We start from the raw sequence: 25337 nt of genomic DNA on the forward strand, positions 1-25337 counted from the left end.
TGCACCCTGCGCAAGGCGATGCGCGTGATAGGCCTCTTTGTAGCCTTCGACAAGGTTGTGCCAAATCTTGTCAGAGTACTCCGGCGCCAGACGCGCCATGGCTTGCGGCAGGGACAACCCAACAATGGACAAGGTCGCTGTTCGATCGGGTGCGGGAAGTGACAACGCTTCGAAGGCAGCATTCATTGCGGCCACGATGGAGCCCTGACTGTCCACCAGCGTGCCGTCCACATCGAACAGGATCAGTCGCAATGAACCGGTCATTGCAACGCCTCAAACGGGTCCTCGGCTGCCAGATCTTCGGTCCAGCCGAATGTGGTCCAGCTCTCCTTCATATGCTCCGGGAGATCGGCCGTGACAGTCGTCGGTTTGTGGGTCACCGGATGCTCGAACGAAAGCTGACGTGCGTGCAGATGCAGTTTCTTGCTGATGATACCGCCAAGTTGCGCGCCCCAGCCATCGCCCAGATTTTCTTGGCCGGAGCCTCCGTACTTTCCGTCCCCGACTATCGGATGCCCGATTGCCGCCATATGCGCGCGCAGCTGATGTGTGCGGCCCGTGACCGGCTCCATTGCGACCCAGGATGCACGCCCGGCCACCCGATAAAGTGTGGCGTATAGTGTGTGCGCCCGCTTGGCACCCGGTGTGCTGTCGATCTCTTTCAGATGCACGGCAATCATCTTTTCGCCTTCACCTTGCTTGCCGTGACCCGGCGCCTTGACCAGCCCGGTCTTGATCTCGCCCAGATAGGGGGTTGGCACGCCAGCGACCAAAGCCCAATAGATCTTGCGCGTGTTGCGATGGCGAAAGGCAGCGGTCAGACCCTTGGCCGCCTCGCGCGTCCGTGCCAGCAACAAAACACCCGACGTGTCCTTGTCCAGCCGGTGAACCAACCGGGGGTTTTCCTCAAAGCCGAATCTTAGCGCCTCGGCCAGACCATCCACATGCCGGGTTTGTCCGCTACCGCCCTGCACCGGCAGGCCTGCCGGTTTGTTGAGCGCCAGAACGTGATCGTCACGATAGATCACGCACGACTGGATCATCTTTGCATCCGCATCCGAAACACGTGATCTTTGAACGATCGGTTTCTGGTCGGCATCCGGCAGCGGCGGCACCCGCACGACCTGTCCGGCGGCCAACCGGGTCGAAGCCTTGACTCGCCCGCCGTCGACCCGCAATTCGCCCTTTCGGCACATCTTTTCGATCCGGCCCTGCCCCACATGCGGGAACACCCGGCGAAGCCAACGGTCAATGCGCTGATCGGCATCCTCTTGCCCGATGGTGATCAACTGAACGCTCATGCCCACATCTCCCGTGCAACAAAAAGCCCAACAGCCAGTGCCGACAGGGACAGGATCACCGACAGCCCGACATACAATACCGCGTATACCACAGCGCCGCGTTCATACAGCGTCACTGCCTCAAGCGAAAAAGCCGAGAAGGTGGTGAACCCGCCCATCAAGCCAGTCACGACAAACGGGCTAAGGTAATGCAGTCCGCGGTGCGCCGCGGCCACGACAAACATACCCATCAGGAACGAGCCAATCACGTTGACCAGAATGATCGCCACAGGAAACTCCTGCGGACCAAGCGCGCGCATCACACCCACGCCGGTGAGGTAACGGAGCGTCGCCCCGATCGCGCCGCCAAGCGCTACATGCAGAACCGAAGAAAACATTGGCGTTGCTCTCGCGCGCGACGCCCATGAAGTCAAGCCCAGATGGGTTCGGTCAGATCCAGTTCAGCTTTGGTTCCGCTGAGTCCGCAACTTGGAAAAATAGTCCAGCCGCTTTTTCAACTCACGCTCAAAACCACGTTCGACCGGCTGGTACAAAACCGGTCGCTTCATCCCGTCAGGGAAGTAGTTCTGTCCCGAGAATCCATCTTCGGCGTCGTGGTCATAAGCATATCCTGCGCCGTACCCCTGATCTTTCATCAACGACGTCGGCGCGTTCAGGATGTGCTTGGGCGGGGGTTCACTGCCTGACTGCTTGGCTAGTTTCATCGCCGCCTTGTAACCGACATAGGCCCCGTTCGATTTCGGTGCCAGTGCCAGATAGACGACGGCCTGCGCCAGGGCCAACTCGCCTTCGGGCGAGCCGAGCCGTTCGTAGGTTTCCCACGCATGCAGGCAGATCGATTGCGCTTGCGGATCGGCCAGACCGATATCTTCGACCGCCATGCGGGTAATCCTGCGGGCAAGATAACGCGGATCTTCTCCACCGGTCAGCATCCGCGCGAACCAGTAAAGGGCAGCGTCCGGGTCCGACCCCCGCACCGATTTGTGCAATGCCGAGATCAGATTGTAATGCTCATCCCCCGACTTGTCGTATTTCGCCGCTCGTCGCATCAGCCGGTTGGCCAATGCATCGACATCGAGCGGGCCGTCCACTTTCCAGGCCGCGACCTGTTCGGTCAGGTTCAGCAATGCGCGCCCGTCTCCGTCAGCCATTTCCTGCAGTGCCTCGCGCGCCGTACCCGTCAGCGGCAAGGCGCGGCCCAGTTCCTTTTCCGCGCGTTGAGTCAATCGTTCCAGATCGGCCAGACCCAACCGTTCCAGCACCAGAACCTGCGCACGACTAAGTACGGCAGCGTTCAGCTCGAATGACGGGTTCTCGGTCGTCGCCCCGACAAGCAGGATAGTGCCATCCTCCATATGCGGCAGGAATCCGTCCTGCTGGGCCCTGTTGAACCGGTGGATCTCGTCGACGAACAGTAAGGTGCCCTGCCCGTTCTGACGCCGAATCTTCGCCGCCTCAAACACCTTCTTGAGATCTGGTACACCGGTGAAAATCGCGCTGATCTGAACGAAATGCAGATCCGTTTCCTGTGCCAGAAGCCGCGCAATGGTGGTCTTGCCCACACCGGGTGGACCCCAGAATATAAGGCTCGACAAACTGCCCGAGGCTAGCATCACCCCCAGCGGGGCATCCGGCCCCAACACCTGCTCTTGTCCGATCACCTCGCCAAGCGACTTTGGCCGCAGCCGGTCGGCCAATGGCCGTGGGGGCTCGGTCGCAGGTTCCTTTGCGCCAGTGTCGAACAGGTCTGCCACGGCTCAGATCCTGAACCGCAGCGACACCCACTGCCCACGTCGCTGCAGATCAATGCGGACGCGGCGCCCGGTATCGGTCAAGGCCTGACGCACGTCGTCGGGGCGCTTTACCTCTTCGCCGTTTACCGCCCCCAGAATGTCGCCCGGCTGTAAACCCGCTCGGGCGCCAAAAGCCCCGGGGTCAAGCACGACCACGCCGTCCAATGACAACGGCAGGCCAAGCCGAGAGATCACCGCCGGGTTGAGGCGCGCCACAGTCAGACCAGGTAGCGCCGTCCTTTTGTCCAGTACCGTTTCCTCGGCGGGCGGTTCGTCGGGAGCATCGGTCATCGCTACCTCAATCTCTACCCTCTCGCCGCCACGCAGGCGGGTCATCTTCGAAACACCACCAATCCCGGACACGGACATGCGGAACTTCATCTCGGAGGGCGAGTTGACCTCTTGCCCGTCGACATGGGTGATTACATCCCCCACGCGGAACCCGGCCTTGGCAATGGGGCTTTCAGGGTGCAGGTCCGAAATCACCACGCCCTCTGGTAGCGCCAGTCCCAGAGACTCGGCAATATCGGCGTTCATCGGCTGGCCGGCCATTCCGGCCCAGGGGCGTACGAATGTCTCGTTCCCGGCCCGCGCCTGACGCAGGAATTCCGTCACCAGATTGGCCGGAATGGCAAACCCGATCCCGTTCGACCCGCCCGAGCGGCTGAGGATCGAGGTGTTGATACCGATGAGATTGCCATTAACGTCAATCAAAGCACCGCCGGAATTGCCGGGATTGATCGGTGCGTCGGTTTGAATGAAATACCCCCGCGCATTCCCGGTTGCTGTCCCGGATCGCGCAAGGCCCGAGATGATGCCGGAGGACACAGTCTGACCCACCCCGAAAGGGTTACCGATGGCAAGTGTCAATTCTCCCACCTCGACGTGATCAGAATCGCGCAGTCTCAGGAATGGCAATCCTTCGGCGCCTTGCAGGCGCAGGATTGCGATGTCGCTCTCTTCGTCTCCCAGCACCACTTCGGCGGTAAACTCGCGCCGGTCCGTGGTCACGACCTGTATTTCCGACGCCATTCCGACAACGTGAAAGTTGGACACGACATAGCCGTCCTCTGACAGGATGACGCCCGACCCCAGCGAGTTCTGTACCCGGGGACGCGGTGCTCCGAAATCCCCGCCAAAAAAATCGCGAAAAAATGGATCTGAAAACAACGAGTTAGATCGCCCCTGCCGGATGATCTTGGCATAGATGTTGACCACGGCGGGCGAGGCCTGTTTGACGACCGGGGCGAACCCCATTGATATTTCAGTCTGCGACTGCGGCACCCGGGTTTCGGCGGCGGCGAATGGAGGCGTCAGGAATGAAAAAACGATGAGTATCAGGCGGAGCATTGTCGATCCCATTAGCAGACTTCCACTGGGATATGCGGCGATGTTCGCGTGAATGCAAGCGCGGGACTCAGCCCTTTCGGCGCAGGAACTTGAGGCCTGACCAGTCTGTGTCTACGGCACAGACTTTCACATCGACCCAACCCAGCGGCAGAATTGCGGTGCGGAGATCGTCTTCGGTAATGCCGGAATGCAGTTTTGAAGACTTTTTTGCCCAGGAGACCCAAAGCGTTCCGCCTTCGCGCAGGATACCTATCTGTTCAGACGCGATCTGGGCGATGTTTTCCCCGCCATGCAAGAATAGATGCACCGCGTCAGGTTCGGGCATATCGGGGGCGAAACGAACGTCTTGGGCGTCCGCAACGAGCTGCGGATAGTGTGCTGGCGGGTTCACCAAGCGAACCATCCAGCCCGGTTTGAACCCGAGCTTCTGCGACAGAGGCTTGCCGGAATACCCGGCGGTTTTTGTGTTGGCCATAAAACCGTTTTCCAAAGCGACGTGCTTCGATCCTAGCAATGTCTTTCACATGACCATAAGGGCCAACAGTCAAAATGTCAGGTACGATCAACCAAAAAGAAAACCCCCGCGCAAGGTGCGCAGGGGTTTGAAAAAAAAGATGTTTTAGACTTATTCTTCGTCGGCGGCTGCGTCTTCGGCAGCAACGCGGGCCTTGTCGGCTGCGCCTTTGGCGTCGACGTCACGGTCGACGAACTCGATGATCGCCATCGGAGCCATGTCACCATAACGGAAGCCTGCCTTTAGGATACGGACATAGCCGCCCTGACGCTCGGCATAGCGGGGGCCCAGAACCTCGAACAGCTTTGCGACGTCTTTGTCTTCTTTCAGCTGCGATGCGGCCTGACGGCGGGCGTGCAGGTCGCCGCGCTTGCCCAGAGTGACCAGCTTTTCGATGATCGGGCGCAGTTCTTTTGCCTTGGGCAGAGTTGTCTTGATCTGCTCATGTTCGATGAGCGAGCCGGCCATGTTTGCAAACAGAGCCTTGCGGTGCTCATGAGTGCGGTTCAGGCGGCGGTAACCACGTGCGTGACGCATTTTCTAGTTCCTTCTTTAGCGTTTTGCTTTGTCCGGCCTCCGATGCGTGTCAGAGGCTCACCTTGGGGCGGGATTGCCCGGATTGTTCGTTTTGTACCGGTTTTCAGACCTCATTTGTCCGAATTGTACAAAACCCGCGACGGCAGGTTGGCCCCGCCGCCGCAGCCGAAGATGCTTAGAACGCGTCTTCGAATTTCTTTGCCAGATCTTCGATGTTGTCGGGCGGCCAGTCCTCGACATCCATGCCGAGGTGCAGACCCATGCCGGACAGCACTTCCTTGATCTCGTTCAGCGACTTGCGGCCGAAGTTTGGGGTGCGCAGCATCTCGGCTTCGGTCTTCTGGATCAGGTCGCCGATATAGACGATGTTGTCGTTCTTCAGGCAGTTTGCCGAACGGACCGACAGTTCCAGCTCGTCCACTTTCTTGAGCAGGAGCGGGTTGAATTCCAGACCGTCGTCCTCGTCCTGACGGCCAGCCGATTCCGGCTCGTCGAAGTTGACGAAGATCGACAGCTGATCCTGCAGGATGCGGGCGGCATAGGCCAGCGCGTCCTCGGGGGTGATCGAACCGTCGGTATCGATCTTGAGGGTCAGCTTGTCATAGTCCAGAACCTGACCTTCGCGGGTCGGCTGAACGTCATAGGCGACCTTCTTGACCGGCGAATAGATCGCGTCGATCGGGATCAGGCCGATGGGCGCGTCCTCGGGCTTGTTCTTTTCAGCCGAGACATAACCCTTGCCGGTATTGACGGTCAGTTCCATGAACAGGTCGGCGCCATCGTCCAGGTGGCAGATGACGTGATCGCGGTTCAGAACCTCGATGCCGGCGCTTTCGCTGATGTCGCCTGCGGTGACAACTGCGGGGCCTTTGGCATTGATCGACAGGCGCTTGGGGCCTTCGACTTCCATGCGCAGGGACACGCCCTTGAGGTTCAGGATGATGTCGGTGACGTCTTCGCGGACGCCTGCCACGCTCGAGAACTCGTGCAGGACGTTGTCGATCTGAACGCTGGTGATGGCCGCGCCTTGCAGCGAGCTCATCAGCACGCGGCGCAGCGCGTTGCCGAGCGTCAGGCCAAAGCCGCGCTCCAGCGGTTCGGCGACCAGGGTGGCCTGGCGTGCGGGATCGTTGCCCGGCTTGCCGTCAAGCTGGGTCGGTTTGATCAATTCTGCCCAATTCTTATGGATCATGTAATCCCTCCATTCCTGTCTGCGCCCCATGACCAATCAGGTGCAGACGCCCGAGGTTTCAAAACGGCGAACCGGGGCCGCGCAAAAACACGGCCCCAGCTTGTAATTGCAATCGCTCAGACGCGGCGGCGCTTCGGCGGGCGGCAACCATTGTGAGCAATCGGGGTCACGTCACGGATCGACGTGATGTTGAAGCCCACAGCAGCCAGTGCGCGCAGCGCCGATTCACGACCCGAACCGGGGCCCTGAACTTCGACTTCGAGCGTCTTGACGCCATGTTCCTGCGCCTTCTTGCCTGCATCTTCGGCAGCCATCTGAGCGGCGTAGGGGGTCGATTTCCGCGATCCCTTGAAGCCCATGGTGCCAGCAGACGACCACGAAATGGCGTTGCCCTGCACGTCCGAGATCAGGATCTTGGTGTTGTTGAAGGTCGAATTCACATGGGCGACGCCCGATGCGATGTTCTTGCGCTCTTTTTTCTTGATGCGTGTCTTGTCGCGTGCCATCGGTCAGACCCTCCTTACTTCTTCTTGCCCGCGATCGGCTTTGCGGGGCCTTTGCGGGTACGAGCGTTGGTGTGGGTGCGCTGACCGCGAACCGGCAGGTTGCGGCGGTGACGCAGACCGCGATAGCAGCCCAGGTCCATCAGGCGCTTGATGTTCATCTGCGTTTCACGACGCAGGTCACCTTCGACGGTGTAGTTGGCGTCGATGTGTTCGCGGATGGCGAGCACTTCGGAGTCGCTGAGTTCGTTGACCCGGCGGCTTTGTTCGATGCCCACGGCGTCGCAGATCGCTTTGGCCGAGGTGTTGCCGATACCGGTGATATATGTGAGGGCGATTGGTACCCGCTTTGCAGTCGGGATGTTTACGCCGGCAATACGTGCCACGTGTCACTTTCCTTTTCGTTGCGGTTCCGTAACTCCAGAACCTTTTTTCACAACGCTTGACCGTGGCAGTGTGGCCAGAGGGTCCAGCATCATTTTCGAGGTGATCCGGACAAACGGAACGAATCCCGTCTGCACGGTTGATTCCCAATGGGGATGGGGGTCGATATGGGCTTTTGGCGGGGGCGTCAAGCCCCCATGCGCCGTTAACCCAGAAGGACTTCGATCGAGGCGGTAACTTCCTTGATGTCGGCCAGTCCGTTGATCGGGCGCAGGTCACCCTTGGCGTAGTAATAGCCAATCAGCGGCGAGGTCTTTTTATAGTATTCCATCAGGCGGGTGCGCAGGCTTTCCTCGTTGTCATCCGCACGGCGCTGGAAGTCATTTTCCTTGCCGCAGTTGGTGCATTTGCCATCTGCCGGGATCGGTTTGGTGATGTCGTTGTAAACCTCGCCACAGCCGCCGCAGGTCGAACGCGCCGTGATCCGCTGCACCAAGGCCTCGTCATCCACACGCATTTCGATCACGGTGTGCAGCGACTGGCCCAGCTTGTTCAGCAGCGCCGACAGCGCGTCGGCCTGTGCCAGAGTTCGGGGAAAGCCGTCAAAGATGAAGCCCGCGCCCTTTTCGGTCGTCAGCTTTTCTTCGATCAGGCCGATGACGATCTCATCCGTGACCAGCTTGCCGGCATCCATAACCGCCGCGACCTTCTTGCCCATTTCGGTGCCCGAGGTCTTGGCTTCGCGCAGCATGTCCCCAGTGCTGAGCTGCACCATGCCGCGGGTTTCAACGAGATGCCGTGCCTGGGTGCCTTTGCCGGCGCCCGGCGGGCCAAGCAGAATGATGTTCATCGGCGAGAGGATCCCTTCCTGTTGCGTTTCTTGCCTTTTCCGCGCAGCTGGGACTTTTCGATCAGCCCTTCGTATTGATGCGCCAAAAGGTGGCTCTGGACTTGCTGGATGGTGTCCATGGTCACAGAGACGATGATCAGAACCGAAGTGCCGCCGAAGTAGAACGGAATGGCGAACTGGCCGCGCAGGATTTCCGGCAGCAGGCAGACGGCGGCCAGATAGGCCGAGCCCAGCACCAGCACGCGGTTGACCACGTATTCCAGGTATTCGGCGGTTTTCTTGCCGGGGCGGATGCCCGGAACAAAGCCGTTCTGTTTCTTCAGGTTGTCGGCGACGTCATCGGGTTTGAACGACACGTTGAACGTGTAGAAATACGCAAAGAAGATGATCATCGACGCGAAGAACAGCAGATAGAGCGGCTGGCCGGGGCCGAAGTTGGCCAGAAGCCACGACATGATCGGGCCATTGGCGGCACCCGACGAGAAGGTCGAGATCGTCACCGGCAGCAGCAAGAGCGAGCTGGCGAAGATTGCCGGGATCACACCTGCGGGGTTGACCTTGACCGGCAGGTGGCTGGAACCGCCCTCGTACACTTTCATGCCGACATTGCGGCGCGGATACTGAATATGGATCTTGCGCAGGGAGCGTTCCATGAACACCACAAAGGTGATCACGGCGATGACCATCACGATGACACCGACGATCACGGCGGGGCTGATGGCGCCCGAGCGGCCCGACGCGAAGAACTGCGCCAGGGCGGCGGGAACCTCGGCGATGATGCCAACGAAGATGATCAGCGAGATGCCGTTGCCGATGCCGCGCGCGGTGATCTGCTCACCCAGCCACATCAGGAACATGGTGCCGCCCACGAGCGTGATCATCGTCGAGAAGCGGAAATAGAGACCGGGATCGGTGGCCAGATCGCCCGATTCCAGCGACACGGCCAGACCATAGGCCTGAACGGTGGCCAGTGCCACGGTGCCGAAACGAGTGTATTGGTTGATCTTCTTGCGGCCCTGCTCGCCCTCTTTCTTGAGCTGTTCGAGCGCGGGAACCATCGAGGTCATCAGCTGGACGATGATCGAGGCCGAGATATAGGGCATGATGCCGAGGGCAAAGATGCCCATGCGCCCCAGCGCCCCACCGGTGAACATCGAAACCATGCCGCCGATGCCTTGCCCCGCCTGCTCCATGAACTCGCGCAGGGCTGCTCCGTCGATCCCCGGCACCGGAATGAAGGTGCCCAGACGATAGACGATCAGCAAACCCAGCGTGAACAGGATGCGGTTGCGCAGATCGGTGGCTTTGCCAAGGGCAGCCCAGCTTGTGTTGGCTGCCATTTGTTCTGCTGCTGATACCATAAATCGGTCTCTCTTATGAAAACACCGCCCGAAACCGTTTTCCGGCTCGGGCGGCGTCTTGGAAAACTCTGAGGTCTATGTAAGCGGCTCGTGCGCCGCTCACAAGCGCTTACTCTGCCGCAGCGGCTTTTGTGACCGTCAGTGAGCCGCCCGCTTTCTCGACTGCCTCGACGGCAGCTTTCGAAGCACCGGTCACTTCGAGGTTCAGCTTGGCCGAAACCTCGCCCTTGGCCAGAACGCGGATGCCGTCCAGCTTGCGGCGGACCAGACCGGACGCGACCAGCGCGTCTTCGGTGATGGCGGATTTGGCGTCGAGCTTGCCGGCGTCGACGAATTTCTGGATCAGGCCCAGGTTGATGACGGCGAATTCCTTGCGGTTGGGCTTGTTGAAGCCACGCTTGGGCAGACGCTGGTACAAGGGCATCTGGCCGCCTTCATAGCCATTGATGGCCACGCCCGAGCGGGATTTCTGACCTTTGATACCACGGCCACCCATTTTACCCTTGCCCGAGCCGGGGCCCCGGCCAACGCGGGTTTTCTTGGATGCGGCGCCTGGATTGTCGCGCAGTTCGTGCAGTTTCATGTCGCTTCTCCTAAGCCGGATGTGACCCCGAAGCGTGATGGGCCAAACACGGCGTTTCTTGGTTTTGATTCTTGTGGACCCTTTGGGCCACCGGGGGCGTATAGACGCAAGTCGCCCGGCAATCAAGAGGGCGGCAAAACTGCCGCCCTTCACCCCGGTTTTTCGCTTTTGTTTGGCGTCAGGACGGTGTCGGCCACACAAAGTCGGGCCGCAGGCTGTCATAGACCGGGCGCCCATCGTCAGGCCGGGCGTATCCCTTGGTTTCGTCCCAGAAGGCGTGATAGGTCGCGTCGGGGAAACTTGCCACGTCATAGCCCATGACATTTGGAACCGCGACGCGGATGCGCCCCTGCTTGTCGTCCAGCATGATCGGCGCCCCGCATTCCTTGCAGGTGCACAGCTCCAGCGGGCCGTCGGGGTTGTCCTTGTTGAACGGTTGCCGGTTGAGCAACTCGGGGTGATCGACCGCCAGATCGCCATGGCGGAAGAATGCGACATGGGTCGTCTGCTGCCCGGTTACCGATTTGCAGACATTGCAATGACAGGTGTGATTGTCGATCGGAGCATTATCCGTATGCGTGTGCACATGAGCGCAGCCGCCATCCAGAGCCTGAGCCATAAATTCCCCCTTTCAATGATCTACGAAAATGACCGGCAAACCTCGTCGCCGGTTACGTGGCGTAAACTTATCACAAAACGGTGATTCCCGAAATTGAATTGCCGAGATGGGCCATAGGCACGCCGCATGGAAACTGGGCCAGTTGTCTGCCGCGCATCCGTGCTAGGCTTCTGTCATGAGCTGGAATCATCGCGAAATCGTGGATTGGCTGTTGCGGACGGGGGCCACCCTGCCGGATCTGGACGCCCTGATCGAAGGGTTGGGGGCAGAGATGCGGCGCGCGGGCGCTCCGGTGTGGCGAATTCGTCTGGCGATGCGCACCATTCACCCGCTTGCCGCCGCCGTCAGCGCCATCTGGAACCGGGACGTCGCACAGGTCGAGGCGGTGCACAATCCGCACGGGTTGGAACAGCGCAGCGGCTATGTGGGCAGCCCGTTGGCGGTGATCTCGGATACCCGGCAAGCGCTGCGCAAGGATCTGACGCGGCTGGCCCCCGATGATCACGAAATCTATCACGAATTGCGCGCGCAGGGGGCGACCGACTATTTCGGCGTCCCGCTTCGGTGCGGAGATCATCTGTCAGGCATTCTGGTGGCGGCGACGGACCGGGCCAAGGGGTTTGACGACGCCGATATTGAGGGCATCGAGGCGATTGCGCTGGCCCTTGGTCCGCTGTCCGAGGTCCACCGCCTGTCGATCCTGTCCACTGCCGTGTCCGCGGCCTATCTTGGAGCCCGCACCAGCCAGCGGGTGCTGGGCGGCGAGATCACGCGGGGGAGTGTCGAGACCATGGAGGCCGCCATCCTGATCAGCGACATCCGCAACTGGACAGGGCTGAACGCCCGTTTGCCGGTGGAGGAGGCGGTGGCGCTGGCGAACCGGTATTTCGAGGCAATCGATACGGCGGTAACCGAGCATGGTGGCGAAATCCTGAAGTTTCTGGGCGACGGGGTGTTGGCCGTGTTCCCCGGCGATGACGGGCAGCGCACAGCCTGTTCCAATGCACTGGCGGCGGCAAGGCATGCTTTGGCTGCCGATTTGCCCGAGGTTCTGGGGTTCGGCGTCGGGCTGCATTTCGGGCGGGTTCTGTATGGCAATGTCGGCTCGCACAACCGGCTGGATTTCACGGTGCTGGGTCAGGCGGTGAATGTTGCCGCGCGGATCGAGGCGCTGTGTTCGGAAACCGGGCATCCGGTTCTCTGTTCCCGCACGTTTGCCGACGCGCTGGATGGCGGTCACGTCGCGGTCGGCGAATTCGCCCTCAAGGGGTTGGCGCATCCGGAACAGGTTTTCGCCCCGAAGACCACGGACAAGACTTTGGTTGACAAGGGCGCAAATTGAGAGCATACGCCCCCGGTGCCTTGTCTGCGGCGTGAGCAGACCGCGCGACCGAAGTGTTTGAAACGCATCCGCGCAGCACCTCATCTTTACACACTGACACCCAGATCACGCGGGGTTCGGCGCAATGACGCGGCCTTGGGCAATCCGGCCCGGCGGCAGAGCATCGCGCAACCACGTAACACAACGCGGCCCCGCGGGGTCGCGACATGTCATTTTGCGCGGCCGGAATAGGCCGCCCCGCCGAAAAGGAACGGCTTTTGGACTTTACCATGCTGGGGCTGACGCCCCGCTTTATCACCAATCTTGAAACCCTGGGCATATCGGAGCCGACGCCGATCCAGAAACAGGCGATCCCGCATGCCATGAACGGGCGCGACGTCATGGGGCTGGCGCAGACCGGCACCGGCAAGACGCTGGCCTTTGGCCTGCCGATCCTGATGTCGCTGATCCGGCAGGAGGGCCGCCCGACTCCGAAGACCGCGCGCGCGCTGGTTCTGGCGCCGACGAGGGAACTGGCAAAACAGATCTCGGACAACCTGCGCGCCTATGCCGAGCGCACCTCCATCCGCGTCGACCTGGTGGTCGGCGGTGTGTCGATGGGGCCGCAGATCAACCGGCTGGGCCGGGGCAGCGATATTCTGGTCGCCACGCCGGGCCGCCTGATCGACCTGATCGAGCGCCGCGCCGTGCGGCTGGACCAGACCGGGTTCCTGGTGCTGGACGAGGCCGACCAGATGCTGGACCTGGGCTTTATCCACGCGCTGCGCAAGATCGCGACGCTGTTGCCCACTGAACGCCAGACCATGTTGTTCTCGGCCACGATGCCGAAGCAGATGGCCGAAATCGCGGCCACCTATCTGAGCAATCCTGTACGGGTCGAAACCGCGCCTCCGGGCCGTCCGGCGGACAAGATCACCCAAGGCGTGCATTTCGTGGCGCAGGCGGAAAAGACCGGCCTGCTGATCGAAATGCTGGACGCGCACCGTGACGAGCTGGCGCTGGTTTTTGCCCGCACCAAGCATGGCGCGGAAAAGCTGATGAAAACGCTGGACAAGGCCGGGTTTGCCGCCGGTGCCGTGCATGGCAACAAGTCGCAGGGTCAGCGCGACCGAGCGCTGAAACAGTTCCGCAGCGGCGAGTTGCGGGTGCTGGTGGCGACCGATGTGGCGGCACGCGGCATCGACATCCCGGATGTGCGCCACATATACAATTATGACCTGCCGAACGTGCCGGACAACTATGTCCACCGGATCGGCCGTACCGCGCGGGCCGGGCGCGATGGCCGGGCGGTCGCCTTTTGCGCCCCTGCCGAGATGGGTGAACTGCGGGCCATTCAAAAGACCATGTCGCGTGACATTCCGGTGATCGGCGGCACGCCATGGGCCTTTGAAGCCCCCAAGAAAGAGGCGCGCAAGCCACAGAACCGGCGCCGCCGCCCCAACCGCGGACGCCCCCACGCCAAGGCCGCCTGACCGGAAAAACCCCGGTTTGGCCCGGCTGTGACCTTGGCCGTAGCAAGCGGCGGGATGTCCCGCCCAGCTTGGGCACGTTGTTTCACATGAACGCAATTCAGCTCCCGAAGAATTCTTCGGGAGCTTCTGTTTTGAAGCCAATTGTCGGGCTTCGGTGATGCGGACGAAGCGGACCTCCGCCAATCACAGCCAATTAAACACTGAGATTACAAACCGGCGAGAAAGGCCTTCGCCTGAGGCACCCATTTTTCCGGCTCGACGGACGTGGAGTAATGCCCCATGTGGCTGCTCACCTCATGAAAAGTCACCTGCGCTCCTGCAGCCCGCATTTCCCTGGCAACGCCTTCTCCCATCGAAGCCGGGTAGAATTCATCGGTATCACAAAGGACATAGAAGAATTTTGCGCGTATTTGATCCAGCCTGTCCGAGACATCAAATTCCCCAATCGCTGAATTGAGAACAACAAGGCTCATCGGATCGAACTCTTCGGCCCACTCCCTAGAGGTATCGTTCAACAGCTTTTCAATATCACCCCTTGGCATCTGCCCTTTGAATTTTTCCATGAATTGGTAGGAAAGCAATGTTCTGGTCCGGATGCGTGTCATCACATCTGTCAGGCCACCCGCCTGCGCGTAATGGCCTCCGTTCCAGTTGGGGTCAGCCTGAAGTTCCGCCACAAGTTCAGGCAAGGCTGCGCTTGTTCCGAACTGATTTACGGGGCCGCAATCACAAGCAATGATTCCACGCATCGCTTCGGGGTATGTCACGGCCCATTGGAACGACAGCAGACCGCCGACCGATCCGCCTGCTACTGCATAAAGCTGTTCAATGCCCAGTGCGTCGATCAGTGTTTTCTGTGCTCGGACCATATCCTCAACCGAAATCTTGGGAAAATCGGCGCCCCAAACGTGGTCGCTTTCTGGGTTTATGGATGCGGGTCCGGTTGTTCCGTATGACGAGCCGAGCATGTTGGACGATATTACACAGTATTTATCTGTGTCGAGCAGCTTACCCGGGCCGATGATGCTATCCCACCAGCCCTCGCGCAAATCAGGCGTCGTTCGACCGGCAGCATGATGGGTGCTGGTGGTCCCGTGGTGGACAAGAACCGCATTGGACTTATCGCCATCGAGCTTGCCGTAGCATTCGTAGGCGATATCCAGTTGCGGTAGTACAATGCCAGACTGTAATCGAAATTCTGCTGTTTGATGTTGCGGCATAGCCGTACCCCGTTTTGACTTCGGGAATTCTACCACGGAACGGGACAATGGTCCAAAACCTGGAGCTTCGCCATGTCCCCACTGGGTTCAAAGTTGACGCTTGCAACGCGGTCATTGCCCGGATTGCGTTCCATCTCTGAAAGTCTGCAGCAAACAAAAAAAGCGCCCCGGATCGGGGCGCTTTTTGTTCGGGTGGTATTGGGGTTACACGCAGTAGACGTGTTTTTGCGCGATGTCCGCGATATCGCAGCGGCGAATGCCGATGTCGTTGAGTTCGCGGTCGGTCAGGCTTTGCAGTTCGGAATAGGTACGGTTGTACTCGGAGGCGCGGGCGCGGGCCAGTTTGACGCCTTCGACAAAGGCGCGGATGCGCCCGCCGAGCGTGAGACCGGTATGCGAGATGTTCAGTGTATGTGCCATGTGTTGTGTTCCTTTTTTCAGCCCGGGGCGTATTCCCCGGCAAGTTTGATTTCCCGTTTTGGACCACAGACAGATAGGCACGACTGATTGCGCCAACAATTGGCGTTTTGGTCTGGCCGGTCTGCGTTTTTTGCATGGCAGGGCAAACTAGAGGTTGGACACCGGAATGCGACGATACCCGGATTGCAACGGGTCTGACGACAGAGGACGGCGAAGCTTTGGGCGGTTACCGGTTACCCTCGTCACTCCAGCCGGTGGATGACATGTTCGCCCTCGAACCCTTCCAGCTGCACCGCTGCAGCCGCCGAAAAGTGAAAATCGTTCCCTTTTCCCACCATATCGCGAGTGGTATCGGAAACCTGTATTTCGCCGGGCGCGGCAAGGGCTGCGATGCGGGCGGCCTTGTTGACAACGGTTCCAAAGAAATCATCGTCGGTCTGGACCACGCTGCCGGTATGAATACCGATCCGCAGGGTGATGGCTGGCCCGTCGGATTGCCCAGACGCTTGCAGGATCGACCGGGCAGCGTGCAGGGCTTGAGCAGGCTCTGGAAAGCTGGACATGGTGCCGTCGCCCAGCGATTTCACGAACTGGCCGTTCGCGTCTTCGATGATGGTGCGGAGCGAGGCAAAGTGCCGGGCCACCTCGGAGGACCACAAACGGTCGCCCATCACCGACGCGAGGCGCGACGAATTGACGATATCGGTGAACATGATCGAGGCAAAGCCGTCTCTTTGATGCAGCGAAAAATCCTTGCGCGCTGCTGCGACAAGATCGGCGATGGCGGTCTGTTCGGTTCCCACGAAGTCGATATTCGGGATCGGAACCGAGCCGTGGCGCAGAACGATCTTCCAGACGCCGTCTTCGAGCGCGAAGATCAGGGTGGTCCGTATGTGAAATGTCCGATCGGGTTGATTGGCAAAAATGAGTTCATGTGTGAAATTCGACCAGCCGGTTTCACCATTTTCAAAGGCTTCGGCAAATGTCTCTTCATGTTTGAGGAACGGTGGAATGGCCCCGAAGAAATCCGCGATCCCCTGGCGCACGGCCTCGCCCGCCCACAATTCGTCGTCACCCGTGCCGATAAAACGCAGGTGGCTGCGGTCGGACAACATGTTGCTAAGCTCGGTTTTCCGCCCGTACCGGATTGCGTCGATCCAGCGGCGTGACACGGCCAAGAGCTCGGAAGACGGCCGGGTCATCCTTGCCGCTCCTGCCGGTATCCCGGATATGCGCATCCCTGTCGTTCCACCCGGCACCCCCGCAACGTTGCACCACTTTACCCTCGCTGACCCTAAGCTTGGCATGGATCGGGGGATTCGCGATAGGCGCGATGAGAATCCCCGTCTTGCTTTGCGCGAGGTCGGTAATACCCTTGAAAACATACACGGGCTTTGTTGTTTGCACAGACTGTTGATGGCGAGCGGACCGTTCAATCTATTTCTGCCTGTTCGCTGCGCTTACGCAATAAGCCGGGCTTTTATGCGGCCCGTCATTGGTGGATCCGCTCTGATTGCCGCCCTGCGTTCAAGTGGTGGTGGCGGTAAATTTTCGAAATGCCATCAAGGAGATAATGCAGACCCCCATCATTCCAGACGCCAAGAGAAATGCGACACCGACATTCTCTATCCGGTCCGCGATTGCCCCTGCAATCGGAGGCGCGATCATCATGACCGCGTAATACATTGAATAATAGACACCGGTCCCAAAAGACCGGGCAGGTGGCGGAAGTATCTGCGAAGTCATGCTGACAATCGGCCCCGGAGAAAGCCCGATCAAGAATCCGGCCAATCCATAGACGATCCAGGCTGTCGATGCCGTTAGAAACAGCATCGCCGGAAAGAGGACTATTGCCGCAACAAGGGTGAAGAAAATAACTGTATCCCGGCGGCCCAACCTGTCGGCAATCCGTCCCCCCAGCGGAGCGGCAATGACAATCGCAAACATGAACAGGCCGGCGGCCGTGCTTGCCTGTACAACGGAAAGTCCGCTTTTGGCCAGAATGATCGGACCGAAACCGAAGACCATCGCGAGCGCGGCGTTGTAAAAACCCCAGATCATGGCCGCAAGAGTCAGAGGCAGCCAAGGCAATTCAACGACTGCGACCTTCCCATGTCCAACCGCGCCTTCGGGGGTGCTGTAAATTGCCCAGAATGATGCAAGTGCAAGGGCCATCACCATCGACACCCCAGCCCACGCCCCGCTAAGTCCGCTCAGATCTGCGAGCCAGGGCAGGGTGACGAGCGCCAGGCCTATGCCCAAGGGCCAGGAGCTGAGGAATACAGCCATTGCTGTCGCCAGGTGGCGTCCTGCAAACCAGTCAATCACCATCTTTGTCATCAAGACGTTGACGACCACGCCACCGACGCCCGAAATAACGCGCCCTGCGACAAGGGCAGACAACGAATTGGCCTGAAAAATCAATACACTCCCCAAGAGCATCAAAATGAGGCTCACGACGACAACGCGCTTGTCGCCGAATGAAGACGCAACGGTTCCTCCCAGAATTGCGACAATGACGCCCGGACCGAGATACAGCCCAATCAACAATCCGATGTCCACAATGGACAACAACAAGCTGTCGATCATCAGCGGAGAAAGTGCGGCAACCGATTGGAACTGAAAGGCCATGGTTGTTCGTGCGAAGAACAGCACAAACAGAATGATCCAGCGATTTTGCATAGGATGCTCCGAAGCAGGCACACTTGCGCCCGCAAAGATGCATCGCCGGCATTTTGTGATAACCGTAGCATGCCGCATTCGGCAAAGATTTCCAGAAATCCGGGTGAGTTCAGATTTTCGTGGGATTGATCTGGGTGCCTTCCGCGATGTGGGAGCGCTCGTCACCGTCGCGACCATACCCATGGAAATGTTGTTGGATGGGTAATCAGCCCCTAAGCTTGCCCGTACTGCTGACGAACGGGTGAATATATGGCTGTCTATGTCGAAACCGCGAGCGGACGCGCGAACCTCTTGTCGTGGCTGCCAAATCTTGCGGGCCGGATCAACGCGGGACTGCGCGCCAAGCTGACCTGCGCCTTTTTTGTGCCGCTGCTGATGATGGCACTGATCTGTTATGTCGGCATTGCGGCGCTCAAACAATCGCATGACCGGTTGGAGATCGCATCGCAATTGCAAGAGAAGCTGGTTCTGTTCGAAGCGATAGAACAGCTGTCGGAGGAAGTGCGGTTCAACGCGGCGGATTTTCTTTTTTCGCGGGCCATCGGGGCTTCGTCCAACCAGACGTCACCTCTTGGAAATTTTTCGAACAACGGCCTGTATAACGCTGCCGAGTTTTCAAGACAGATCACCCGCAACACAAGTCTGAGCGAACAGGAGCGCGACATACTGATGGGCGCGGTGGACGACCTGCGCGCGGTCCTGCGTGCAGGCATTGAAATCTATGCAAGGCGCAACAACGGCGATGCCGACGCGGCGCACGCAATTTACCGAACCGCGCTAAAGGAAGCGGCTTTTGCGATCAAGAGTGCGAGCTATAACTGGCAGCAGGTCTGGCGAAGGGAACTGGCCGGGGTGCTGGCCGAAAACCAGATCGCTTTTGAGCAGTCCAGATCGCTCATCCTGGCCGCCTCGGCCATCGCGGCGCTGATTGCCGGTGTACTGGGCCTGACCATTTCCACATCCATCATCCGGCCGGTGCACGCGCTGCAGGGCGCGTTCGACCGGTTGTCCGCCGGAGATTTCGCGACCCGCCTGAAGGTCGAGAACCGCGACGAACTGGGGGAATTGTGCGCGGATATGAACGAAACGATCCAACGGCTGGGGGATGCCTATGCCGAGCTTGAGACGGCCAACCAGCACAAGTCGGATTTTCTGGCCAACATGTCTCATGAATTGCGCACGCCGATGAACGCGATCATCGGGTTCACCCGTATCGTCATGCGGAAAAGCCGCGACGTGCTGCCCGAAAAGCAGTTGGGAAACCTGGAAAAGGTCGCCTCCAGCGCCGAGATACTGCTGTCGCTGATCAACGGCATTCTGGATCTGTCCAAGATCGAGGCGGGGCGGCTGGACGTTCATGCCGAAACCTTTGACGCGGCGCCGGTTCTGAAATCCTGTGCCCGGATGATCGATCCGATGCTTGAAGGAAAACCTGTCGAGGTCGGCACCGATATCCCCGACAGCCTGCCGGTGGCGTCTTCGGATCAGGGAATGCTGCGCCAGATCACGCTGAACCTGTTGTCGAACGCGGCCAAGTTCACCGAAGCCGGGCAGATCAGCATCGCGGCAGAGGTGAAAAACGGGCAGATACGTGTTAGTGTGAGGGATACCGGCATCGGGATGCGACCGGATGATCTGAACATGGTTTTTGACGAATTCACCCAGGCGGAACAGCACACGGCGCGGCGTTACGGCGGCACCGGGCTGGGGCTGGCGATCTCGCGGAAGATGGCGCGCCTGCTGGGCGGCGATCTGGTTGCGGAAAGCACGTTCGGAGAGGGGTCGACGTTTGTGCTGACCGTTCCGGAAATCTATGCCGCCGCAGAACGCGAGGCGGTATGACATGGCGCAGATCCTGATCGTGGATGATATCAGCCTGAACGTCGACCTGCTGCAGCAGTTGCTGGAAGACGACCATGACCTGTTGATCGCGCGCAACGGGCCGGATGCGATTTCACAGGCCCGGAGCCATAAACCTGACCTGATACTGATGGATATCGCGCTGCCCGGTATGACCGGCACCGAGGCAATGCAGCAGATCAAGGGCAACGGGGAATTGTCGCGTATCCCGATCATCGCGGTCACATCGCATGCGATGCGGGGGGACCGGGCCAATGCGTTGGCGGCGGGGTTTGACGATTATCTGAGCAAACCGCTGGATGACGAAGAGCTGTTGAGCGTGATCGAGAAACACCTTTGCGCCCGGTCAGCATCTTGACCGCGCGTATTCTGGTCGTCGACGACGAACCCCTGAATGTCGATCTGCTGTGTCAGGAACTGGACGATCTGGGCTACGTCTATGAAGAGGCGTATAGCGGCGCCGAGGCGCTGGCGATGCTTGCGCAGGGCAGCTTTGATACCGTCCTGCTGGACATGATGATGCCCGGTGTTTCGGGACTGGAAGTTCTGCAAGAGTTGCAAAGCCAAGGGCGTCTGGCCGAAATACCGGTCATTGTCATTTCGGCGCTCGACGATATGGACCATGTCACCCGCAGTCTGGAACTGGGGGCCGAGGATTACCTGTTCAAGCCGGTGAACGAAAAGCTTCTCAAGGCGCGGCTGGCGGGTGCGCTGGAAAAGAAGCGGTTGCGGGACATGCTGGCGGAGCAGCTTGAAATCACGCGGCGCGTGTTTGGCAAATACGTTCCTGAACGGGTCGCAGAGGATATCGTCGCACAGGGCGGACAGCTGGCGCCGGTACAATGCGAGGCGACGGTCATGTTCTGCGACCTTGCCGGGTTCACGCAGCTGGCCGAAACGCTTGTGCCACCAGATGTTCTGGCGGTGTTGTCCGCGTTCTTTTCCGCCGTTCTGCCTGCGGTCGACAGCCGTCAGGGAACAGTGAACGAGTTTTTCGGGGATGGCATGCTGGTGACGTTCAATGTGCCGTTGCTGGCCGGGGATCATGCCCGGCGTGGCGTGGAATGTGCGCTGGAGATACTGGACATCCTCGGTGGCGAGGACATTCAGGGGCACAGGCTGTCAGCGCGGATCGGTGTCGCGACGGGAAATGTCGTGGCGGGGAATATCGATACGATGAACCGGCTGAATTACACGGTTTTGGGTGACACGGTGAACCTGGCGGCGCGGCTGCAGCAGATGAACAAGCAGATGAACAGCCGGTTGCTGATCTCAGAGGCCACGATGGCCGGGTGCGGATCGGATCACGGGCTTGAGCCGGTGACGCTGGAAGTCCGGGGCAAGACCAACCCGGTCAGAGCATACAAGCTTGGGGCATAGTGGGCGGCACCGAACGGATGTGCGCCTTTACACAAGAAAACGCCCCCGGTTTACCGAGGGCGTTTTCTGTTCGGATCGATGAGAGGCTTAGTCGCGCTCTTCGATGATCTCGACCAGATGCGGGATCTTGTTGACCATGCCACGGACCGAGGGGGTGTCCTCAAGCTCGCGGGTCTTGTGCATCTTGTTCAGGCCCAGGCCGATCAGGGTTGCGCGCTGTTCGGCGGGGCGGCGGATCGGCGAGCCGATCTGCTTGACGACGATGGTTTTAGCCATGTTGACGTCTCCTTACGCTTCTTCGGCGACTTGCGCCGATGCTGCAGGTGCTTCGTCCCGCTTGGGCAGGATGTCGGCAACCTTTTTGCCACGACGTGCGGCGACCGAACGCGGGCTCTGCTCTTTCTGCAGGCCGTTGATGGTGGCGCGGATCATGTTGTAGGGGTTGGTGCTGCCCAGCGACTTGGAGACAACGTCCTTGACGCCCAGCATTTCGAACACGGCACGCATCGGACCACCGGCGATGATACCGGTACCTTCAGGCGCAGCGCGCATGACGACTTTACCGGCGCCGTGACGGCCCTCGATGTCGTGGTGCAGGGTGCGACCTTCGCGCAGCTGCACGCGGATCATCTGACGCTTGGCCTGTTCAGTTGCCTTGCGGATCGCCTCGGGCACTTCTTTCGCCTTGCCCTTGCCAAAGCCGACGCGGCCTTTCTGATCGCCGACAACCACCAGAGCGGCGAAGCCGAAGCGCTTACCACCTTTTACGGTTTTCGACACGCGGTTGATCGCAACGAGACGATCGGCGAATTCCGGAGCTGCTTCCTCGCGGTCGCGACGGTTGCCCCGGCGGTTTTCACGTTCTGCCATTTTCGGCATCCCTTTCTCTAGAGGCGCTTGCGGCGCCAATTACTCAATCGAAGTGAACCCGCGAATGACATTCCGGGGCTCCCCGATCATCGAGGCGGGCGGACCCGCCTTCAAAGTGCCGGTGCCGGGCTGAAGCCCGGCCTACGGCGTCGTATCAGGTAGGCCGGGCTTCAGCCCGGCACACCATCAGACCTTCAGACCACCTTCACGCGCGGCGTCGGCCAGAGCCTTCACCTTGCCGTGGAACAGGAAGCCGCCACGATCGAAATAGGCCTCTTCGACGCCTGCCTTCTTGGCACGCTCGGCGATGGCCGCGCCCACCTTGGTGGCCGCTTCGATGTTGTTCTTGCCGACAACGCCGAGATCTTTCTCGAGCGAAGAGGCAGAGGCCAGGGTCACGCCGCGAACGTCGTCGATCAGCTGAACGCTGATGTTCTTGTTCGAGCGGTGCACGCTGAGGCGCGGACGCCCGGCGTTGACCTTGCGAAGTTTGTTCCGAACGCGCAAGCGGCGTTTCAGAAACAGGGTACGTTTGCTGTTTGCCATGGTATGCGTCCTTACTTCTTCTTGCCTTCCTTGCGGAAGATGAACTCGCCCTTGTAGCGGATGCCCTTGCCCTTGTACGGCTCGGGACGGCGCCAGTCGCGGATCTTGGCCGCCACTTCGCCCACCTGCTGCTGGTCGATACCTTCCACAACAATCTCGGTCTGCTTCGGCGCGGTGATTGTGACACCTTCCGGCGCGGTGAAATCGACGTCGTGGCTGTAACCCAGGTTCAGTTTCAGGGTGTTGCCCTGCATCTGAGCCCGGTAACCAACACCCTGGATCTCCAGCTCTTTCTTGAAGCCGGTGGTCACGCCGGTCACAAGATTGGCGACCATGGTGCGGCTCATGCCCCACTGCTGGCGCGCACGCTTGGAAGACCCACGCGGGTCGATCTTGACCACGTTGTCTTCGACCGAGAGGGTCACGTCGTCGGTTGCGGTGAAGCTGCGGGTGCCTTTCGGACCCTTCACCTCGATGGTCTGGCCGGACACAGAGGCGGAAACGCCGCTGGGCAGCTCGACCGGTTTTTTACCAATACGAGACATTGCAGACCTCCTTAGAAGACGGTGCAGAGCACTTCGCCGCCAACATTGTTGGAGCGTGCGTTCTGGTCCGACATCACACCTTTCGGAGTGCTGACAATCGACACACCCAGACCCTGACGGACCTGCGGGATGTCATTGACGCCCATGTACACGCGACGGCCGGGCTTTGAGACCCGCTTGAGTTCGCGAATGACAGGGGTGCCTTCGTAGTATTTCAGGCTGATTTCGATGGCCGGATGACCGTTTGCACCGGTCGTCTTTTCATAGCCACGGATGTAACCTTCGTCCGCCAGCACGTCCAGAACCCAGGCGCGCAGTTTCGACGCCGGAGTGATCACGGTGGACTTGCCGCGCATTTGCGCGTTGCGGATACGGGTGAGCATATCGCCGATAGGATCGTTCATATCACTCTCTCCCTTACCAGCTCGATTTCACCATGCCGGGGATCTGACCAGCAGAACCCAGCTCGCGCAGCATGATCCGGCTGACCTTGAGCTTACGGTAGTAAGCGTGCGGACGACCGGTCAGCTGACAACGGTTGTGCAGACGGGTTGCCGAGCTGTTGCGCGGCAGTTTTGCCAGTTTCAGACGCGCCTTGAAGCGCTCTTCCATCGGCTTGCTTTCGTCATTCGCGATTTCTTTCAGCTCGGCGCGCTTTGCGGCGTATTGTGCCACCAGGCGCTCGCGCTTCTTCTCGCGCTCGATCATTGCTTTTTTAGCCATGTCTTATTCCTCCCGGCGCTCAGGCGTTGAAGGGCATGTTGAAGAGCTTCAACAGTGCCTTGCCTTCAGCGTCGGTTTTCGCTGTGGTGGCAATTACGATGTCCATGCCCCAGACCTCGTCGACCTTGTCGAAGTCGATCTCGGGGAACACGATGTGCTCTTTCATGCCCATGGCAAAGTTGCCACGGCCATCGAACGAGGGTTTCACACCGCGGAAGTCACGCACGCGAGGCATCGCGATGGTGATCAGACGATCCAGGAATTCGTACATCCGGTCGCCGCGCAGGGTCACTTTCGCACCCAGCGGCATGTCTTCACGGACGCGGAAACCAGCGATCGACTTCTTCGCTTTGGTCGAAATGGCCTGCTGGCCAGCGATGGCGGTCAGATCCTCGACAGCCGATTTGGCTTTCTTGGAGTCTTTCACGGCCTCGGCGCCGCAGCCGATGTTCAGAACGATCTTCTCCAGCTTGGGGATCATCATCTCGTTCTTGTAGCCGAACTCTTCTTTCAGAGCCGCGCGAATGCGGTTCTTGTAGTCGGCCTTGAGGCGCGGGGTGTAGGTTGCAGCATCAAGCATCGATCACGTCCCCCGTGGTCTTGGCGAAGCGCACCTTCTTGTCACCTTCCATACGGAAGCCGACGCGGGTTGCCTTGCCGTTCTTGTCCAGCAGAGCCAGATTCGACAGATCGATCGGCAGTGCCTTGGGCAGGCGGCCGCCTTGCTCGGTCTGCGACTGGCGGGTGTGGCGGATGGCGATGTTCACGCCGTCGACAACAGCTTTGCCGGCTTGCGGGTCGACCGAGGTAATGGTGCCCTCTTTGCCCTTGTCCTTGCCGGCCAGCACGACGACCTTGTCGCCTTTGCGGAGTTTAGCAGCCATGATTACAGCACCTCCGGAGCCAGCGAGATGATCTTCATGAAGTTCTTTGCGCGCAGCTCGCGAACAACCGGGCCAAAGATACGGGTACCGACCGGCTCGTTGTTGTTGTTCAGGATAACGGCGGCGTTGCGATCGAAACGGATCGCGGTGCCGTCTTCGCGACGGACTTCTTTGGCGGTGCGCACGACGACGGCCTTGCGGACGTCACCTTTCTTCACGCGGCCGCGCGGGATGGCTTCCTTCACCGAGACGACAATGATGTCGCCGACGGAGGCGTATTTACGCTTGGAACCACCCAGGACCTTGATGCACTGAACTCGGCGAGCGCCGGAGTTGTCAGCGACATCCAGATTGGTCTGCATCTGGATCATGTGGTTTCTCCCGACCTGTGGGGGCTGGTCTTGTT

At 59.8% G+C, this 25337-nt stretch carries 32 protein-coding genes; 5 read left to right on the forward strand and 27 right to left on the reverse strand.

Annotated elements, in window-relative coordinates; genetic code table 11:
• From AC2FLX_RS16855 to AC2FLX_RS16920, 14 genes are all read right to left on the reverse strand, one after another.
• On the reverse strand, positions 1 to 264 hold a 264-nt coding region (locus AC2FLX_RS16855; RefSeq protein ID WP_496875480.1), incomplete at its 3' end, for an HAD hydrolase-like protein.
• Positions 261 to 1301, reverse strand: coding sequence for an RluA family pseudouridine synthase (locus AC2FLX_RS16860; protein ID WP_496810978.1), 1041 nt, complete (start codon positions 1299 to 1301; stop codon positions 261 to 263). The genes AC2FLX_RS16855 and AC2FLX_RS16860, both read right to left, overlap by 4 nt.
• Positions 1298 to 1678: a fluoride efflux transporter CrcB gene (crcB, locus tag AC2FLX_RS16865; RefSeq protein ID WP_480750383.1), complete on the reverse strand. Its 381-nt coding sequence runs from the start codon at positions 1676 to 1678 to the stop codon at positions 1298 to 1300. Before crcB ends, AC2FLX_RS16860 begins: the two co-directional genes overlap by 4 nt.
• A gap of 63 nt (positions 1679 to 1741) precedes the next feature.
• On the reverse strand, positions 1742 to 3055 hold the full coding sequence (locus AC2FLX_RS16870) for a replication-associated recombination protein A (protein ID WP_496810977.1): 1314 nt from the start codon (positions 3053 to 3055) through the stop codon (positions 1742 to 1744).
• 3 nt (positions 3056 to 3058) lie between these two features.
• Complete coding sequence (locus tag AC2FLX_RS16875) at positions 3059 to 4444, reverse strand: trypsin-like peptidase domain-containing protein (protein WP_496810976.1); 1386 nt, start codon at positions 4442 to 4444, stop codon at positions 3059 to 3061.
• Between the two features lie 67 nt (positions 4445 to 4511).
• Positions 4512 to 4919, reverse strand: coding sequence for a hypothetical protein (locus AC2FLX_RS16880; RefSeq protein ID WP_496810975.1), 408 nt, complete (start codon positions 4917 to 4919; stop codon positions 4512 to 4514).
• A gap of 150 nt (positions 4920 to 5069) precedes the next feature.
• Positions 5070 to 5495, reverse strand: coding sequence for a 50S ribosomal protein L17 (rplQ, locus tag AC2FLX_RS16885; RefSeq protein WP_480750390.1), 426 nt, complete (start codon positions 5493 to 5495; stop codon positions 5070 to 5072).
• A gap of 175 nt (positions 5496 to 5670) precedes the next feature.
• Complete coding sequence (locus AC2FLX_RS16890) at positions 5671 to 6687, reverse strand: DNA-directed RNA polymerase subunit alpha (protein ID WP_480521635.1); 1017 nt, start codon at positions 6685 to 6687, stop codon at positions 5671 to 5673.
• Between the two features lie 116 nt (positions 6688 to 6803).
• A complete protein-coding gene (gene rpsK / locus AC2FLX_RS16895; RefSeq protein ID WP_480750391.1) occupies positions 6804 to 7193 on the reverse strand; it encodes a 30S ribosomal protein S11 in 390 nt (129 codons plus the stop codon).
• 14 nt (positions 7194 to 7207) lie between these two features.
• Positions 7208 to 7576: a 30S ribosomal protein S13 gene (rpsM, locus tag AC2FLX_RS16900; protein ID WP_480750392.1), complete on the reverse strand. Its 369-nt coding sequence runs from the start codon at positions 7574 to 7576 to the stop codon at positions 7208 to 7210.
• A 203-nt stretch (positions 7577 to 7779) separates the two neighbouring features.
• A complete protein-coding gene (locus tag AC2FLX_RS16905; RefSeq protein WP_480750394.1) occupies positions 7780 to 8424 on the reverse strand; it encodes an adenylate kinase in 645 nt (214 codons plus the stop codon).
• The gene (gene secY / locus AC2FLX_RS16910; RefSeq protein ID WP_480750396.1) at positions 8421 to 9785 is read right to left on the reverse strand and encodes a preprotein translocase subunit SecY; all 1365 of its coding nucleotides are present in this window, start codon (positions 9783 to 9785) and stop codon (positions 8421 to 8423) included. Before secY ends, AC2FLX_RS16905 begins: the two co-directional genes overlap by 4 nt.
• Positions 9786 to 9894: 109 nt before the next feature.
• Complete coding sequence (rplO, locus tag AC2FLX_RS16915; RefSeq protein WP_480750398.1) at positions 9895 to 10368, reverse strand: 50S ribosomal protein L15; 474 nt, start codon at positions 10366 to 10368, stop codon at positions 9895 to 9897.
• 178 nt (positions 10369 to 10546) lie between these two features.
• A complete protein-coding gene (locus AC2FLX_RS16920; RefSeq protein ID WP_480750400.1) occupies positions 10547 to 10987 on the reverse strand; it encodes a GFA family protein in 441 nt (146 codons plus the stop codon).
• A 175-nt stretch (positions 10988 to 11162) separates the two neighbouring features.
• Here AC2FLX_RS16920 and AC2FLX_RS16925 point away from each other — a divergent pair, with 175 nt between their 5' ends.
• Positions 11163 to 12329 carry an adenylate/guanylate cyclase domain-containing protein gene (locus AC2FLX_RS16925; RefSeq protein WP_496810974.1) on the forward strand — a complete coding sequence of 389 codons (1167 nt, stop codon included), beginning with the start codon at positions 11163 to 11165 and terminating at the stop codon, positions 12327 to 12329.
• Positions 12330 to 12535: 206 nt separating this feature from the next.
• The gene (locus tag AC2FLX_RS16930) at positions 12536 to 13801 is read left to right on the forward strand and encodes a DEAD/DEAH box helicase (protein WP_496810973.1); all 1266 of its coding nucleotides are present in this window, start codon (positions 12536 to 12538) and stop codon (positions 13799 to 13801) included.
• 206 nt (positions 13802 to 14007) lie between these two features.
• Here AC2FLX_RS16930 and AC2FLX_RS16935 read toward each other — a convergent pair whose 3' ends face one another.
• From AC2FLX_RS16935 to AC2FLX_RS16950, 4 genes are all read right to left on the reverse strand, one after another.
• Entirely contained in the window at positions 14008 to 15069 is a 1062-nt protein-coding gene (locus AC2FLX_RS16935) for a homoserine O-acetyltransferase family protein (RefSeq protein WP_496810972.1), read from the reverse strand.
• Positions 15070 to 15225: 156 nt separating this feature from the next.
• Positions 15226 to 15441: a DUF1127 domain-containing protein gene (locus tag AC2FLX_RS16940; protein WP_480750404.1), complete on the reverse strand. Its 216-nt coding sequence runs from the start codon at positions 15439 to 15441 to the stop codon at positions 15226 to 15228.
• 242 nt (positions 15442 to 15683) lie between these two features.
• Positions 15684 to 16643, reverse strand: a complete 960-nt coding sequence (locus AC2FLX_RS16945; RefSeq protein ID WP_480750405.1) for an adenylate/guanylate cyclase domain-containing protein — start codon at positions 16641 to 16643, stop codon at positions 15684 to 15686.
• 325 nt (positions 16644 to 16968) lie between these two features.
• Entirely contained in the window at positions 16969 to 18123 is a 1155-nt protein-coding gene (locus tag AC2FLX_RS16950; RefSeq protein WP_496810971.1) for an MFS transporter, read from the reverse strand.
• 249 nt (positions 18124 to 18372) lie between these two features.
• Between AC2FLX_RS16950 and AC2FLX_RS16955 the strand changes: the two genes are divergently transcribed.
• The 3 genes from AC2FLX_RS16955 to AC2FLX_RS16965 are packed head-to-tail and all read left to right on the forward strand — an operon-like array spanning position 18373 to position 21363.
• The gene (locus AC2FLX_RS16955; RefSeq protein WP_496748105.1) at positions 18373 to 19965 is read left to right on the forward strand and encodes a sensor histidine kinase; all 1593 of its coding nucleotides are present in this window, start codon (positions 18373 to 18375) and stop codon (positions 19963 to 19965) included.
• A 1-nt stretch (position 19966) separates the two neighbouring features.
• Complete coding sequence (locus AC2FLX_RS16960; RefSeq protein WP_480750407.1) at positions 19967 to 20341, forward strand: response regulator; 375 nt, start codon at positions 19967 to 19969, stop codon at positions 20339 to 20341.
• A complete protein-coding gene (locus AC2FLX_RS16965; RefSeq protein ID WP_496810970.1) occupies positions 20338 to 21363 on the forward strand; it encodes an adenylate/guanylate cyclase domain-containing protein in 1026 nt (341 codons plus the stop codon). Before AC2FLX_RS16960 ends, AC2FLX_RS16965 begins: the two co-directional genes overlap by 4 nt.
• Positions 21364 to 21450: 87 nt before the next feature.
• Here the strand turns inward: AC2FLX_RS16965 and rpmD are convergent, their stop codons facing one another.
• From rpmD to rplN, 9 genes are all read right to left on the reverse strand, one after another.
• Positions 21451 to 21639: a 50S ribosomal protein L30 gene (gene rpmD, locus AC2FLX_RS16970; RefSeq protein WP_113791481.1), complete on the reverse strand. Its 189-nt coding sequence runs from the start codon at positions 21637 to 21639 to the stop codon at positions 21451 to 21453.
• Positions 21640 to 21651: 12 nt separating this feature from the next.
• Complete coding sequence (gene rpsE / locus AC2FLX_RS16975; protein ID WP_480750409.1) at positions 21652 to 22233, reverse strand: 30S ribosomal protein S5; 582 nt, start codon at positions 22231 to 22233, stop codon at positions 21652 to 21654.
• A 186-nt stretch (positions 22234 to 22419) separates the two neighbouring features.
• The gene (gene rplR, locus AC2FLX_RS16980) at positions 22420 to 22779 is read right to left on the reverse strand and encodes a 50S ribosomal protein L18 (RefSeq protein ID WP_480750410.1); all 360 of its coding nucleotides are present in this window, start codon (positions 22777 to 22779) and stop codon (positions 22420 to 22422) included.
• 11 nt (positions 22780 to 22790) lie between these two features.
• Positions 22791 to 23324, reverse strand: a complete 534-nt coding sequence (gene rplF, locus AC2FLX_RS16985) for a 50S ribosomal protein L6 (protein ID WP_480750411.1) — start codon at positions 23322 to 23324, stop codon at positions 22791 to 22793.
• An 11-nt stretch (positions 23325 to 23335) separates the two neighbouring features.
• Complete coding sequence (gene rpsH / locus AC2FLX_RS16990) at positions 23336 to 23728, reverse strand: 30S ribosomal protein S8 (RefSeq protein WP_480750412.1); 393 nt, start codon at positions 23726 to 23728, stop codon at positions 23336 to 23338.
• A 13-nt stretch (positions 23729 to 23741) separates the two neighbouring features.
• Positions 23742 to 24047, reverse strand: coding sequence for a 30S ribosomal protein S14 (gene rpsN, locus AC2FLX_RS16995; protein ID WP_496748099.1), 306 nt, complete (start codon positions 24045 to 24047; stop codon positions 23742 to 23744).
• Between the two features lie 19 nt (positions 24048 to 24066).
• Positions 24067 to 24627 carry a 50S ribosomal protein L5 gene (rplE, locus tag AC2FLX_RS17000; RefSeq protein WP_496748097.1) on the reverse strand — a complete coding sequence of 187 codons (561 nt, stop codon included), beginning with the start codon at positions 24625 to 24627 and terminating at the stop codon, positions 24067 to 24069.
• Positions 24620 to 24931 (reverse strand): 50S ribosomal protein L24, encoded by a 312-nt coding sequence (gene rplX, locus AC2FLX_RS17005; RefSeq protein ID WP_480750415.1) that lies wholly within the window; start codon positions 24929 to 24931, stop codon positions 24620 to 24622. The genes rplE and rplX overlap by 8 nt, the downstream gene beginning before the upstream one ends.
• Positions 24932 to 24933: 2 nt before the next feature.
• Positions 24934 to 25302 (reverse strand): 50S ribosomal protein L14, encoded by a 369-nt coding sequence (gene rplN, locus AC2FLX_RS17010; RefSeq protein WP_005621870.1) that lies wholly within the window; start codon positions 25300 to 25302, stop codon positions 24934 to 24936.
• Between the last annotated feature and the right edge of the window lie 35 nt (positions 25303 to 25337).

The organism is Ruegeria sp. YKSF57 (genome assembly GCF_059612585.1).